Origin of the sequence: Streptococcus sp. 2022WUSS135 (assembly GCF_044427045.1) — a bacterium.
GTDB lineage: Bacteria > Bacillota > Bacilli > Lactobacillales > Streptococcaceae > Streptococcus > Streptococcus hashimotonensis.
The window spans coordinates 105474-119028 of record NZ_JAOTGL010000002.1; the positions used below are offsets into that span (position 1 = coordinate 105474).

A 13555-nucleotide genomic window follows, 5' to 3' on the forward strand; every position below is an offset into this window, starting at 1 on the left:
CCTAAACCTCCAAAACCTCTACAATATCTCCCGTTGTCACAGGATAATCGGCTAATACTTTCCCTTCGTCCAAAATGAACCCCTTATTAACAACATGGAGTTGGTATTTTTTTCTAGCATTCTCTTTTTCGAAGATGCTATCCAACTCCTTGATTAATCTCCTAACCTCAATGTGAGTCGGAATCCGTAAGTCCCTGATTCGTCCTCCATCATGTAAGGTAACATTGATATGCGTCTCCATCTCATCTCCTCCAATAGACCACTAGAAGATTATTCCTGGCCTACTTCATCCTTACCCATCAAATAGGTTGCTAAACTTGCAAGCAATAGAATGCCAACTACAATAGAAGCAAAAAACAGGCCAGAGAGAAGCCCTGCTGGAGCTCCCTCTGTCCCACTATCTACCTTGGTTGTCATCACCTTATGGGTCCGAGTATCAAACAAGGTCCCCACTTGCAAAATATCCGTGCTTGGTTTCTCACCAGTTTGGAATAGGCTATTTAGCTGATGCTCTAATAAGACTTGATCAGCTTCTTTTTTGGCAGTCAATTCTGCTTGATCTGGTGCCAAAAACAAAGATTGGACCAGTAAATCCTGACTACCTATTTTCTTTTCTTTTTCTACTTCAATGCGTGAACTATCAATTTGAAGACTATTGTCTCCAAGTTCGGACGCTTCTATCCCAACCGGAAGAAAGAGAACCAGGCAACTAAGAACAAGTGCTATCTTTTTCATTTAATCCTCTTTTTTATTTAGGAATTTTTCCACATCAACAAAAGCACTCAAGCCAGCAAAACCAAGCCCCAATACGAGCGCCGTAGCAATCACTGTCAGACTGGCAGCTTCACCATCAAAGTAACCAGATAAACTATTTTCTAAAACAGAAAGAGGGTTGATGGCTTTCAGTGTTGCAGGCAGACCTGTCAAACTAGCAGTTGTACCAATGGCATTGGATAGGTAAATAAAGCTGATAACCATGAAGAAGCTAATCCCCATGCCAAGTCCTTTGGCATTTTTTATCAATAGATACTGACCTTGTGCTAGTAATAGGCTAAACAAGGTAATCATCAGCACCCAAGTCGGGATCAACTCGCTATCAATCTGCAACTGTTGACTTGATACAACCCCGATCAATCCACCGACCAGAAGTGATAGAACGCTGAGCACAGTCACTGTTACTAAATCTGTATCCTCGAGACGGCTCACTTTAAACTTATCTTTCACAGCCTTAATCACACGATGAGTACCAAAAACATAAGCTGCAAACAGGGTCACCATCTCCAAGAGTAAAATCCAGGTGAAAGGTCTGTAGGTGTTGACTGTTGCTTTTACAGATGAAGACGATTCTGTCAATGGTGCGGACAAGAAATCCAAAATCACTTCATTTGGAACACCATTGTCATAGGTATTGCTTAAGACAGAAGTAAAGGTTTTTACAAAGTCGCCATTTTCAGCCAATTCTGATTCAAACCTCTCCATCAGGGCAGTTGCTTCAGAAGATAGATTCTCTCCGCTTTCTTGAGCAGCCTGTACATCATTAGTAAATGTAGTGAAGACGGTATTGACATTAGTCGCCTCCTCAACGTTCTGTTCTGAAAGGGATTTTACCTCACCTGTAATAGAAAGGGAAGCATCCAATTCAGTAGCGAGCGCCGCAAGTTCTGTATCATGCGTTCCTTGAAGAGCAGTTTGTTGCTCTTGACCATCTGCAATAGACTGAGCTCGTGCCTTGACATCCTCCAAAAATGCCAGCTGATTCGCTATCTGTTGAGCCAAATCACTATTTGTCGTGCTGATATATTGGAGTTGATCTTTTAATTCTTGTTTGCGTCCTTCTAACTCAGCCAATCTTTCCTTCAAAGCTTGATCTTGTGCACGCGCTTCAGAATAGGATTGTAAATTAGCTGTAATGGAGCTCGTGACTAAAGAAGTCAACAGGGATTTCGCGTCTTGGTTGAAGAAACTATCCGTCAAACTGCTACGTTCACCAGTTACAGTATTAACAGGATAATATTGATCTAATAAACGATTAGCTTGATTATACTTGGAAATGATTTCACTAACTTTTGCAGCATAAGCAACCTCTGCTTTACGATAAGCTTCCTGTTCTTTTAAGAAGTTTTCCCAATCAAATCCTGCTGTTGTGACTTCCAGATTATTAACACTTACTTTGACACTCCCCTGCGCCATCTCAGTTGTCGTGACGGGTGTACCAGTGGACGGTGACGTAGTCGATGCAGTATTCTCTTCCGATGAGCTCGAACCCGTCGTTGATGAAGTTGAAGTTGAATCCGTTACTACCGTTGTTGAAACCGTGGTCGTCTGACTCTTTTCATATTGGAGAGTGACGGTTACTGTATTATCCTTTTGCAAAGCAACAACTTCACTAGGATTGGTATAGCGGTTGCCATTCAATTCCCAAGATACCAAATCAAACCCGCTAGGAATTTCTAAAGAAAGAGTGGCACGAGTTGTTGGAGTAGGAATTTTAAAATCTGCAGCAGCTTGAAGATGCGGTTCTAACTCTTTAGCAAGAGCCTGTAATTCTTTCAAATCATTAGAAGCTACAAAGTGTTCACCAAAATGCGCTTGCGCAAATGCTGCGTCAAATTGAATCTGACTCGCTGCCTTTGGATCCAATTTGTTTAAATCAGCAGTCAGATCTGCAGGAGTCAAGCTTGGTAAATCTGCCAATTGATTCAAAATCAACTGGTCTAAGCTCGTTTGATAGGATGCTAGAGAAACCGGCAACTCTGTACTCTTACCCAAAACCGCTCCAATGTGGATTGTTTTCAGACTATCACCATAGTAAGTGGTTAAATGTGTTTCAGCAAAGTCAGAAATCGCAGCCTCATGCTCTGCTAATTTCGTACTCTCAGCTTCAATTGCCACCTGTAAATCGGCAATGGCTTGATCCAACTTTTCAACCAAACCAACATAGCCACTAGCTTCACCCGTCTCGTCTATCGCTGCTGCCCCCAACTGCCCCGAGAGCACCTCTTGGGTCGTTTTAATCGTTGCAAACAACTGATCCGTTTCAGCGCTGAGTACAGAGCTATTCATTGCTAAAAGCGAAGCTGAAAATTCTTCCTGTGATAGTTTTCCCTGATTTCGTTGTTCAATCAAGGTAGCTAAATTATCTTTTAGTCCCGTCTGAGCAGTATTTAGGCTATCATATGCCGTCACATTGCCAGAAAGCGCTTCTTTCAAAAGATTATTAGCTGCCAATGTTGAATCAGCCGTCGAAGTCAAATTCGGAAAAAGTGTCTTAAAATCAACAGCTGTTTGATAGAGATTGTTCCTAAAAACAGCAATATTGCTCACCTTTGTATCTGACAAGGTCTGAACATTTCGTTGTGCCTGATAAAGATTCCCGAGAATGCTGGCCATATACATATCAATCAGCTGACTCTGTAGGTCTGCAATAATCCCTTTTGCCACCTTAACAGCTTCATTCTCTACCTGCAAATTACCATTTGCATTAATCTTATATGTGATTGTCGCTTTATCAACATTGGTATTGTTGATATCCAAGATTTTTGTTGAAAAATCGCTTGGGATGGTCACCAACAATTGGTAATGACCTTCTTTTAGGCCCTTGTCAGCCGTACCACGACTGACAGTTGACCAGTTATGGGCAGTATTTTTTTCGATATTTTTTGCATAACTAGCGCCAAGATTATATTCCGTACCATTTAGGGTTACAGTATTATCTTCATTGACCAAGGCAACATCCAGCTTAATATTTTGTCGCCCTGCTTCTTGCTCTTTCTTGGAAATACTCGTGTTGTTCTGAACGGCAATATTTAATCCAATGATAGATAGAAGCAAAAGTAAGACCAGCAAAGCATTTCTCCCATACTTCAAAATGCGCTGTTTATCCATTTTTCATATCTCCTTCATTTCGATAAAAAATAGGAAGGCTGGCGCCTTCCTAGCATTTGAACTTCGTCAACCCTTAGCCATTGATTTGCGCTGCAATGTCTGCATCTGTTTGCTCGATAATGTCAGCAACTTTATTCAATTGGGCATTGATATCTCGAAGCAACTCAGAAAATTCAACAATTTTTGGCTTAAGCGCTTCAAATTGAGCATCAAAACTGTCAAAAGCTGTACCTTCCCAGTTTTCACGAATAACAGATTGCTCATTTGACAAAGATGATAAAATAGCATCAATGTTATCTGAACCTTCTGTATAGCGAATCGCAGAAGTACGGAGCTCATCTGGGGTTAATTTAATACGTGACATATCTTTCTCCTTTTGTCTTATAATTACTAATCCATTATATAATAAAAAAGCCAAAAATACAACCATATATGCAACTTTATTTATAGAAAAGTAATCATTCAGCCGGGTCAAAACATAATTGTAAAAATTTTATACTATTTTGACTACAGAACAAAAAAAGATTGAAGGAAGATGTCCGAAACAAACCTTCCTCCAATCTGAGCTGAAAATTCAGCTTTTTTTATGCACGAATAATCTAAATAGAGACTAGTTTAGCTCTCTTTGAGCGCAGGTTGGTAAATGTTATTCAAAAATATTTCCCAACTCTACATCGACTCGGTTTTCCTTGACATTGATGTCGGTCACAGCGAGCAAAGACTTGTAGTTAGCTACGCTACGGTCCCCTTTTTGGTTTTCCGCAAAGACAGCCACGCCTACCAAGGTTGAGTCAAACTCAGACAAAAGGCTAATCATACCATTGATGGTGCCACCATTTTTCAAGAAGTCATCGACGATCAAGACACGGCTTCCTGCCTTCAAACTACGCTTGGACAGAAACATCTTTTCGATACGGTCGCTAGATCCTGACACATAGTTGACAGAAACGGTTGAACCTTCTGTGATTTTCAAATCACGGCGCACAATAACAAACGGTACATTAAGGACATTGGCAACAGCATTGGCCAAAGGGACACCCTTAGTCGCAACTGTCATGACCGCATCAATCTTTTCATCTTTGAAAGCATCTGCAATGATACGACCAACATTTTTCAAAATATGCGGTGTAGACAGCAAATCAGATGAATAGATATAACCGCCTGGCAAGATACGATTACTTTCAGCCATCTGATCACGAAGGGCCTGTGCAATTTCGACAGACTCTGCCTTAGAGATGGATGGAGTAAAAACAACTCCTCCACTGGCACCAGTAATGGTTTCAATATGCCCGATAGAGCTTTCCTCAAAAGCCTTTTTAATGATGGCAATATCCTCTGAGATAGATGACTTGGCAGATTCATACTTTTCCGCAAAGGTATTCAAACTAGTTAATTCATAAGGGTGGTTGATGAGGTAATTGGAAATGACAACCATACGCTCACTTCTTCTTAATTTCATAAAATCATCCTCTTTCACTTTTTTCTATTATATCACAACAAACTACAAAAAGCGAACTTTTTTGATTAAAAAGTCCGTCTTTTTCGTATTTTGTTTATCGCTTACATATACCACTTTGGAAGATGATGATTAAAATATTCATACCATTCAGAAATCTTCTGCGCTTGCAACTTCATCAATGGAATTTGTTCGGAATCTACTTGTTCTGCCCAAGAAAGAGCGCCTAGACTATTTACTGTTACATAAAGAGCCATAAGTCTCCAAAATTCCTCTGGAATAGCTCCGTCAAAATAGGCATCTACCTGACCACACGCAAAGACTGGAGATAAATCTGCCGTGAAAATCAAACGGTTGAATTCTTCCCAAGGGTCTCCTATGTCGTAGCGATCAAAGTCTAAGATTTTTAGTTTTCCATCTCTTCCCAGTAGAAAATTCCCTGTATGAAAATCTCCATGATGGTAGGCAATCGATCGCCCTTCAAGCAAGTGACGATTAGCCTGAACAAAGTCTATCATGGCTTGACCATTTGGATAGGAATGACTGGCTACCTGGTAGGCCTTGATTTTACTGTCAATCTTAGCCTGATAAAAACTGCTCCAGTCCCGTTGACTTTGGTCAATCGGTAGGGCATGCAAGGTTCGCAAAAACTGCCCTGACTGACAGCCCAAATCATACAAGACAGAATCAGACAGATCGGAAGCCACTTCATTCATGTCCTGACCTTCTACCCATTCATAGAGGGTGTAGACTGACAAGTCATCCGCCCAAAAACTTAGTGGCTCTGCCACAGGCAAGTCTTTCCCAAACAAGCTTTGGACCAATCGAAACTCTAATCGCTTAGCCTCATAGGCTGGTCGCTCTGCTATTCTCAACAGACCAAAGCGACCATCTTCTAGCTGGACCTTGTACTTTCGGTCCGTGGACCAGCCTTTGGTGAGGGGCTGTCGAGATAAAATCTTAACTACCATTAGTCGATATTGGGCTTATAGAAGGCTCGGTTGTCCATGGCAAAGATTCGGTTGGTCATCTCGCCTGGGCCGACCTTGTCCAAGGCCGATAGCATCATCATCATTTCCGCATCGATGTTGTCAATCATGTGGAGGATTTCCGCCTCCATAATCTGCGGACGGACTGGGCTACCATACTCTAAGAGACCGTGGTGGCTGAGGATAACGTGGCGCAGAACAGTCACTTCCTCCAGACTGTCATCGATGCTCAATTCCACCAAGACCTTGGTAATCTCTTCATCAATCAGGGAAATGTGCCCAATCAGATTGCCACGAACAGTGTAGCCTGTGTTATCAGGTCCTGTCAGTTCAATCACCTTGGCTAGGTCATGCAGCATGATCCCTGCAAAGAGCAAACTCTTATTGAGCTGGGGATAGATGTCACCAATTTTATCAGCCAAGCGGACCATGGTCGCTGTATGGAAGGACAAGCCTGAATAGAAAGCATGGTGGTTGGTCTTGGCAGCTGGATAGGAATAAAATTCCTTGTCGTACTTGCTGTAAAGAGCACGGACAATCCTCTGCCAAGTGGCATTTTCGATGCGGAAAATCATCTGGCTTAGGTAGTCCTTGGTGTCCTTGACATCCACCGGTGGCTTTTCCTTGAAATCAGCAGGGTCATTGGGTTCGCCAGCCTTTGGCAAACGGAGGACCAATTGATTGACTTGGGGTGTATTATTGTAAACTTCGCGGCGTCCCTGCATGTGAACAACTGTCCCAGCAGTAAAATCCTTGATTTTCCCTGGCTGGGCATCCCATACCTTGCCTTCAATCTCACCAGTATCATCCTGGAAGGTCAGGGCTAGGTAGTCTTTTCCAGCCCGTGTTTGACGGACATCTGCGGTCTTGATGAGATAGAATCCTTCGAAGAATTCATCTTTTTTCATTTGGTTAATTTTCATTATCTTCCTCATCTAATGGGGACAAGCCAAGCAGTCCCTTGGTTTGGTCATCTTCGTACAGGTCAATGGTGCGAAGACTACGCTCGATAGCGTTGGTGCGAGTGGTTAGGAGTTTGTCAATATTGCTGCTGGCCTGATTGAGTTGTTTCTGAGCCTTAAGCAAGAGGTCAGAAAACTTGCCAAATTCCAGCTTGACATTGCCCAAGACCTTGGAAATATCATCGGCCGACCGTTGAATATTGAGGGTTTTAAAGCCGACGGAGAGAGAATTGAGCAGGGCAGAAAGGGTGGTCGGTCCTGCTACCACGATATTTTCCTGCCGGCGTAGGTCATCAAAGAAAATGGGATTGCGAACCACTTCTGAATACAGCCCTTCGGTTGGCAGAAAGAGCACACCAAAATTAGTCGTTTCAGGCGGATTGAGGTACTTGCTCTGAATGCCCTTGGCAAAACGCTTGATAGCCGCCAAGAGATTTTTCCGATGGAGGTCAATCTGGTCCTTGTCCCCACTTTCGTAAGCATCTTCCAAGCGGTAGTAATCCGCCAGCGGAAACTTGGAATCGATTGGCAAGTAGATATAGTCGCCTTCCGTCCGTCCTGGTAGCTTGACCGCATACTCCACGCGCTCACTAGAGCCTGAAACCGTGGCAAACTCTCGCTCATATTGGCTAGGTGTCAAAATATCCTCGATAATCTGTCCCAGCTGCAATTCACCCATGATGCCACGGGTTTTGGTCCCAGACAGCACCTTGTTAAGACTACCCACATCACGCGCCACCGTCTGCATTTCGCCCAGACCACGATTGACTGACTCCAACTGCTTGGACACCGTTTCAAAGGAGGCTTGTAGGCGGGTTTGCAGGGTTTTCTCCAGCTTTTCCTCGACCGTCTGCCGCATTTCTTCCAGGCGTTTTTCATTGGACTCCTGAATGGCCTGCAAACGACGGTCAGTGGCATCTCGCGTTTCCAAGTGGCTCTTATTCAGCTCTTGACGGATGTCGGTTAGCTGTTGGTAAAGCTCCGTGCGGAGTCTTTCCACTTCCTGATGAATGGCTTGCTGCTGTTTGAGGGTTGCATTTTCTAGTTGATAGCTGAGCTGATCAGACAAGTTGTCTGCGGTGTCTTCTGCCTGATCTTGCAAAAGCAGGGCCAAGCTCTGCCATTTTCCATAAAGAAAAACCAAGGCAATCAAGACCAGTATCAGCAAAATAAGTAATACAATATCCATCTAATCCTTATCCTTACTGTAGATAAGGACCACGTAGCCCTTATCCAGTTGAATGTCTATGTCTCTATCTATAAATTCGTTAGAGGAATAACATTTTTTGAAAAAATAATTGCTGGCATCCAGCGGGTACTTGGCATGACGAATGGTCAGGCGGCTCTGGTCCGACGGCATAAAGGAAATGTACTTCATACCAGCAATCGGTGACAAACGGTGCTGACCTGCAGGTCGAAAACGGACGATGTTCTGACTGTCCACCAATTCAATCTGCTCCATATAAATTGCCAAGTCCGGCTCTGCAGCCAGAAAGAGATTAGCCATCATGTGGTCCATGCGGCCTCCCAAGGCACCGTATATGCGAACCTGGGCCTGCGGATATGCCTTGAAGATTTCCTTTAAGGCAAGCTCCAAATCTGTATCATCTTTTTCAGCAGGAGCTTGCAGAAACCGCTCTGCTTGACCCTTTATCCGCCCCAACTCTTCAGGTGTCACCGAGTCAAAATCACCGATGGCCCAGTCAAGAGGCAAGGAATGGTCCAGAAGACGAAGAGAGCCTGCATCTACCCCCACATAGAGGTCGGCAGGCTCAGGAAGGCAGTCAAAGGAACCGCCTGCAATGACAGCAATCTTAATCATGGAGGGCCGCTCTCAATTTGGCAACGTTGGCATCCAAGTCTCCTTTGAAGAGATAGGAACCAGCCACAAAGACATTGGCACCCGCATTTTTGGCTGAATGAATGGTCTTATCGTCAATCCCGCCGTCCACTTCGATGTCAAAGGTCAAGCCCTTGGCTTCACGAAGTTTGACCAAGGCCTCAATCTTCTCAGCCACTTCTGGAATGTAGGCTTGTCCACCAAAACCTGGGTTGACCGTCATAAGCAGAACCTGATCCACCAAGTTGAGCACAGGCTCAATGGTTACAAGTGGTGTACCTGGATTGATGACCACCCCCACCTTCATACCAGCGGCACGGATTTTCTGCAAGGTCCCATGCAGGTGAACCGTTGCTTCTGCATGAATGGTTAAAATATCTGCACCCGCACGGGCAAAGGTCTCAATATGATTTTCAGGATTGGACACCATGAAATGGCAATCGAAAACCAGCTTGCTATGAGGACGCATAGCCGCAACCACATCCGCCCCAAAGCTGATATTTGGCACGAAATGACCGTCCATGACATCAATGTGCACATACTCCACACCTGTCTTTTCTAGACGCTTGAGCTCTTTTTCAAAATTTGCATAATCTGCCGCCAAAATAGACGGTGCAATCTTATAATGTGACATACAGAACCAACTTTCTATTTGAATTTCTTACTTACCTTGGTATAGGTTTCGCGCTGATTTTGGATTTCGCTGAGGAATTGAAGATAATTGTCAAAGCGACTTTGGGAAATGGCCGAGCTGGCAACAGCTTCTTTGACCGCACAATCCGGCTCATGGGTGTGGGTACAGGTCCTAAATTTGCAGTTCTGGCTGCTTTCCGCAATTTCTGGGAAACAATCTGTCAGAGCCTCAGCCTCCTTGACTTCATAGTCTAGGGATGAGAAACCTGGCGTATCCGCAATTTTCCCACCGAAGACATTGTAGAAGCTGACCGCACGAGTGGTATGACGACCACGCCCCAGACTATCTGAAATCGCCCCTGTTTCCAAGGCTAATTCTGGTGCAATGCGATTGAGAAGAGTCGATTTGCCAACCCCTGTCTGCCCCATAAAGACCGTCACCTTATCCTGCAATAATGGCGTCAATTCCTCCAAACTATAGACAAACGGATAGCCAATTTTCTCATAGATAGCCTTGAAGGCATCCATCTCCGTCCGCTCTTCTACCAAGTCCATCTTAGAGATATAGATAATGGGATCCATGTCCTTCTGTTCCAAAAGCACTATGAAACGATCTAGTAGATTGGCATTAAAATCAGGTTCCTTAGCCGACATGATAACCACCGCCTGATCGATATTGACGATAGGAGGTCGAACCAAGCTATTTTTTCGCTCATGAATCTTTAAAATATAGCCTTCTGAGTTTTCCTCCGCAGAAAAGTCCACAAAATCACCTACATAGGGCGTTTGTCCTTTCTTACGAAAATTTCCTCTGGCTCTGGTTTGATAAATCTGTCCATCTGCCTCGACATAGTAAAAACCAGCCAAGGCCTTGATAATTCTTCCTTGCAATGAAGACTCCTTTGTGTGTACTTGTCCCTATTATACCAAATTTCCTAGGAAAAAACCGCAAACGGTTTCGATTTTACATTTTACTCTAGTCATTTCAATGTAAAAATAGTATAATAAAAAGCAAGCGGAGGTGGTGGAACGGCAGACACGCATGCTTCAGGCGCATGTGCCCATCGGGTGTGAGGGTTCAAATCCCTTCCTCCGCATTATTTATAAAGGATAACCCCAAGTCAAAGTTGATGACTTGGGGTCATTTTTATATCTTCTCATTCATACTCAATGAAAATCAAAAATAGACTAGCTCCAAAGGTTTGGGGAACCTTTGGAAGTTGGAGATAGAGCGAACGTAGTTCGTTTCTACTTACGCAGATAGAACCCTGTTACTATTTTGTTTCAAGGTAACAGGCTGAAAAGCTCCACTGGAGCCTTTCACTCATCAAATCAAGTCAACAACGTCTGATTTTGATTTTCGAAGAGTATTAATTGCTCTCCCCAATCCGTACCACCCCATCATAACGAGAAAGGACATCATCGGACACACGGTGGGAAATATGAATGAGCGTCTTATCTGTTAGTGAGGTAAGGTAGGCTTCAATTACTGTATAGGTTTCCTGATCCAAGGCAGACAGACTTTCATCCAGCAACAAGATGTCCTTATCTTGCAGCAAGGAACGAATCAAGAGCAGGCGTTGCTTTTGTCCGCCAGACAGTCCGCTATTATCACTAATTTCCTCGCTCAAAGAAGCATAACTTGGGAAACGACTGTCAAGGTTCATGGTTTTAATGAGGGACATCACCCTATCTTCTGAAACCTCCCGTCCCATGGTCAAGTTGTAAAGAACCGTATCATGGAAAAGGGATCCCTCTTGTGGCAGATAAGCAATCTTATCTTGAATGGCTTGGTAGGACAAGTCTGAAAGAGAGGTTTTATCAAAGTAAATATCCCCTGCTTGCAGTTGGCTATTCTTGGTCAAAATAAGAGCCAAGGAAGATTTGCCAGAACCACTTTCCCCAAGAATTAAATACTTCTTGCCACGTTCAAACGCTACTGTCAGGTCTTCAAAGACCTGCTTCTCACCGATGGTATAACTAGCCTTAACCAGTTGCATGCTCTGGAAAGCTGAAGCCAGTTCCTGTCCCTTCATTTCTTGCCCCAAAGTAGATAGCTCAAACTCTTGCTTCAATTCCTTAACGGCATGCCTGTCCAAAAAGGCTGCCGCAATGCTATTAATGGGATCCACCAACTGCTCTGAAATGGTCAGAATAGCTGTCAAGCCACCGATGGTCAAGGCGCCAGAGAAGACCTGAAAACCACCGATAAAGATAATCGAAAGAGTGGTCAGATAAAAGACGAAACCGACTAAGAGCCGCATGGTTACTGTCGTTCGAGTGGCTTGATCGACCTTGTCATTTACTGCTTGATAGCAATCGTTCAGTCCATCCAAAACCTGCTGTCTTTGGCGGCTATTTTTCACTTGCAAATAACTCAGAAAGACATCTGAAACCCTTGTATTATAGACCTGCTGACTGTCCGAAATCGCCTCCTGATTGAGCCTTCTCCGCTTTTTAAACAAATAGGGAATCACAACCGGCAAGAATGAAATCAGAATCAAGAAAATAGCGGTCAGACCATCCAAACTAAGAAGGGCCAAACTGGCAATGCCAAAGGTACAAGCACCTTGAAAAATCGTAAAGAAAGCGTCGTAATAGTCTTCTTTCACCGTCTCCAAATCATTATTGAGCTGTGAAATATAGGCTCCCGCCCCCTGCTCAACAAACTGCCTAAAAGGTAAATTAAAAATTTTCCCAATAAAGGTCGCCTGCAATTGGAAACCTACTTGATTGAGATAGCTGATATTGGCAATTTGACGAATGTATTCAAAGACCAGCATGACAAGGACAGTTAACCCCATCAGCACAAAATAAGACACAAAGGCTTGTCTATCTCCAGCCGCAATAGCATCAATAATATAGCGATATTGGTACAGAAAGCCAACATTGAGCAGGGCTACTGCAAAAATACAAGATAAGGTTAGCCAAAAATCCCAATGTCATTAAGTTAAGCAACTAAGCAATTGAAGAAACTATTCCCGTCTGAGCAGTTCATGACAAAACGGGAATAGTTTTTGTATTTAGGGTGCACAAAAAGGAGGTTTTTTAACCCAATTTTTCAACTATTATGTTACTCTATAAGTGAAGCTTACAGGTACCTTGCTTTTTATCTTTCTTTGGAAGGTTCGATTAGGTCGGACGATGGATAAATGTTTGGCAATGTAGGTTTCCAATTGGAAGGAAGTGAGTTCAGCTCTAAGAAATTTTCGACAGGCATAAACAGCGTCTGAAAAACAAATTTTATAAGTCTGTTTTAACTTTGATGTTTTAATGGTGACGTGTGAGGTTAGCCATTTACAAATATTAAAGTTGATAAAGCGAGCGTAGATTTCTTGGAGAATCCCTTCCTTCTTTTTTGCATGAAAATGAGTCAGACCGATACTGTATTTTAGGTCACGAAAACTGGTCTCTATGCCCCATCTGTAAGCATAGAGATCTTTTAATTTTTCTGGTGAATAATCCGTATTTGTCACCAAAGTTTCAAAGAAACCCGGCTTGATTTCGAGACGCACCATTCGAAAATGAAGTTCGTAAAACTGGAGTGGATCATTTTTTCGGCTAGAGCTTGGTAGAAAGTCAAAGGGTGAGTGATTAGGTAAACAGCGATAGTGATTAGGTAAATTTTGATACTGTTGTTTCATCTCATTGGTCTGTTTCCGGCAGATGTTTAGGTCAAATTTTTCATCAAAACAAGAGGTGTCAGGGAGATTAAATCCTGACTTCATAGAATGATTCCCGTCACGAATACGGATAATATAGGACCAATTTCTTTCTTGACAGTGTGCCA

Annotated in this window: 13 protein-coding genes, 1 tRNA gene and 1 pseudogene; 1 reads left to right on the forward strand and 14 read right to left on the reverse strand. The window is 43.2% G+C overall.

Translation table 11 applies throughout. The features are described from left to right. Position 1 precedes the first annotated feature (1 nt). The 11 genes from ODU45_RS01665 to rsgA all read right to left on the reverse strand — a co-directional run bounded on the left by ODU45_RS01665 (position 2) and on the right by rsgA (position 10656). Positions 2-241 (reverse strand): EsaB/YukD family protein, encoded by a 240-nt coding sequence (locus ODU45_RS01665; RefSeq protein WP_013730612.1) that lies wholly within the window; start codon positions 239-241, stop codon positions 2-4. A 29-nt stretch (positions 242-270) separates the two neighbouring features. Further along, on the reverse strand, positions 271-735 hold the full coding sequence (gene essA / locus ODU45_RS01670; RefSeq protein WP_013730613.1) for a type VII secretion protein EssA: 465 nt from the start codon (positions 733-735) through the stop codon (positions 271-273). Beyond that, positions 736-3885, reverse strand: coding sequence for a type VII secretion protein EsaA (esaA, locus tag ODU45_RS01675; protein ID WP_398580636.1), 3150 nt, complete (start codon positions 3883-3885; stop codon positions 736-738). Positions 3886-3958: 73 nt separating this feature from the next. Continuing rightward, entirely contained in the window at positions 3959-4249 is a 291-nt protein-coding gene (locus ODU45_RS01680; RefSeq protein WP_013730614.1) for a WXG100 family type VII secretion target, read from the reverse strand. Positions 4250-4531: 282 nt separating this feature from the next. Further along, positions 4532-5344, reverse strand: a complete 813-nt coding sequence (purR, locus tag ODU45_RS01685) for a pur operon repressor (RefSeq protein WP_002938438.1) — start codon at positions 5342-5344, stop codon at positions 4532-4534. 101 nt (positions 5345-5445) lie between these two features. Continuing rightward, positions 5446-6312, reverse strand: a complete 867-nt coding sequence (locus ODU45_RS01690) for an aminoglycoside phosphotransferase family protein (RefSeq protein WP_398580637.1) — start codon at positions 6310-6312, stop codon at positions 5446-5448. Beyond that, positions 6312-7253: a 3'-5' exoribonuclease YhaM family protein gene (locus ODU45_RS01695; protein WP_136671323.1), complete on the reverse strand. Its 942-nt coding sequence runs from the start codon at positions 7251-7253 to the stop codon at positions 6312-6314. The genes ODU45_RS01690 and ODU45_RS01695 overlap by 1 nt, the downstream gene beginning before the upstream one ends. Beyond that, on the reverse strand, positions 7243-8481 hold the full coding sequence (locus tag ODU45_RS01700) for a DNA recombination protein RmuC (protein ID WP_136671324.1): 1239 nt from the start codon (positions 8479-8481) through the stop codon (positions 7243-7245). The genes ODU45_RS01695 and ODU45_RS01700 overlap by 11 nt, the downstream gene beginning before the upstream one ends. After that, positions 8482-9114, reverse strand: coding sequence for a thiamine diphosphokinase (locus tag ODU45_RS01705; RefSeq protein ID WP_136671325.1), 633 nt, complete (start codon positions 9112-9114; stop codon positions 8482-8484). After that, positions 9107-9766, reverse strand: a complete 660-nt coding sequence (gene rpe, locus ODU45_RS01710; RefSeq protein WP_136671326.1) for a ribulose-phosphate 3-epimerase — start codon at positions 9764-9766, stop codon at positions 9107-9109. The genes ODU45_RS01705 and rpe overlap by 8 nt, the downstream gene beginning before the upstream one ends. 14 nt (positions 9767-9780) lie before the next feature. Then, the gene (gene rsgA / locus ODU45_RS01715; RefSeq protein WP_398580638.1) at positions 9781-10656 is read right to left on the reverse strand and encodes a ribosome small subunit-dependent GTPase A; all 876 of its coding nucleotides are present in this window, start codon (positions 10654-10656) and stop codon (positions 9781-9783) included. A gap of 124 nt (positions 10657-10780) precedes the next feature. Here rsgA and ODU45_RS01720 point away from each other — a divergent pair. Continuing rightward, positions 10781-10862, forward strand: a tRNA-Leu gene (locus ODU45_RS01720). A gap of 273 nt (positions 10863-11135) precedes the next feature. Here the strand turns inward: ODU45_RS01720 and ODU45_RS01725 are convergent. From ODU45_RS01725 to ODU45_RS01735, 3 genes and pseudogenes are all read right to left on the reverse strand, one after another. Then, on the reverse strand, positions 11136-11801 hold the full coding sequence (locus tag ODU45_RS01725) for an ATP-binding cassette domain-containing protein (protein WP_398580641.1): 666 nt from the start codon (positions 11799-11801) through the stop codon (positions 11136-11138). Between the two features lie 99 nt (positions 11802-11900). Continuing rightward, positions 11901-12683 (reverse strand): annotated as a pseudogene (locus ODU45_RS01730) (ABC transporter transmembrane domain-containing protein); the annotation flags it as partial. Between the two features lie 150 nt (positions 12684-12833). Then, positions 12834-13555 (reverse strand): transposase (locus tag ODU45_RS01735; protein WP_398580639.1); only part of this gene is annotated, 722 nt, incomplete at its 5' end.

Bases quoted from the DNA above. Each gene is read 5' to 3' on its own strand.
- rpe (WP_136671326.1), bottom strand. From the start codon at position 9,766: ATGTCACATTATAAGATTGCACCGTCTATTTTGGCGGCAGATTATGCA.
- essA (WP_013730613.1), bottom strand. From the start codon at position 735: ATGAAAAAGATAGCACTTGTTCTTAGTTGCCTGGTTCTCTTTCTTCCG.
- ODU45_RS01665 (WP_013730612.1), bottom strand. From the start codon at position 241: ATGGAGACGCATATCAATGTTACCTTACATGATGGAGGACGAATCAGG.
- ODU45_RS01700 (WP_136671324.1), bottom strand. From the start codon at position 8,481: ATGGATATTGTATTACTTATTTTGCTGATACTGGTCTTGATTGCCTTG.
- ODU45_RS01680 (WP_013730614.1), bottom strand. From the start codon at position 4,249: ATGTCACGTATTAAATTAACCCCAGATGAGCTCCGTACTTCTGCGATT.
- ODU45_RS01705 (WP_136671325.1), bottom strand. From the start codon at position 9,114: ATGATTAAGATTGCTGTCATTGCAGGCGGTTCCTTTGACTGCCTTCCT.
- ODU45_RS01725 (WP_398580641.1), bottom strand. From the start codon at position 11,801: ATGAAGGGACAGGAACTGGCTTCAGCTTTCCAGAGCATGCAACTGGTT.
- esaA (WP_398580636.1), bottom strand. From the start codon at position 3,885: ATGGATAAACAGCGCATTTTGAAGTATGGGAGAAATGCTTTGCTGGTC.
- purR (WP_002938438.1), bottom strand. From the start codon at position 5,344: ATGAAATTAAGAAGAAGTGAGCGTATGGTTGTCATTTCCAATTACCTC.
- ODU45_RS01695 (WP_136671323.1), bottom strand. From the start codon at position 7,253: ATGAAAATTAACCAAATGAAAAAAGATGAATTCTTCGAAGGATTCTAT.
- ODU45_RS01690 (WP_398580637.1), bottom strand. From the start codon at position 6,312: ATGGTAGTTAAGATTTTATCTCGACAGCCCCTCACCAAAGGCTGGTCC.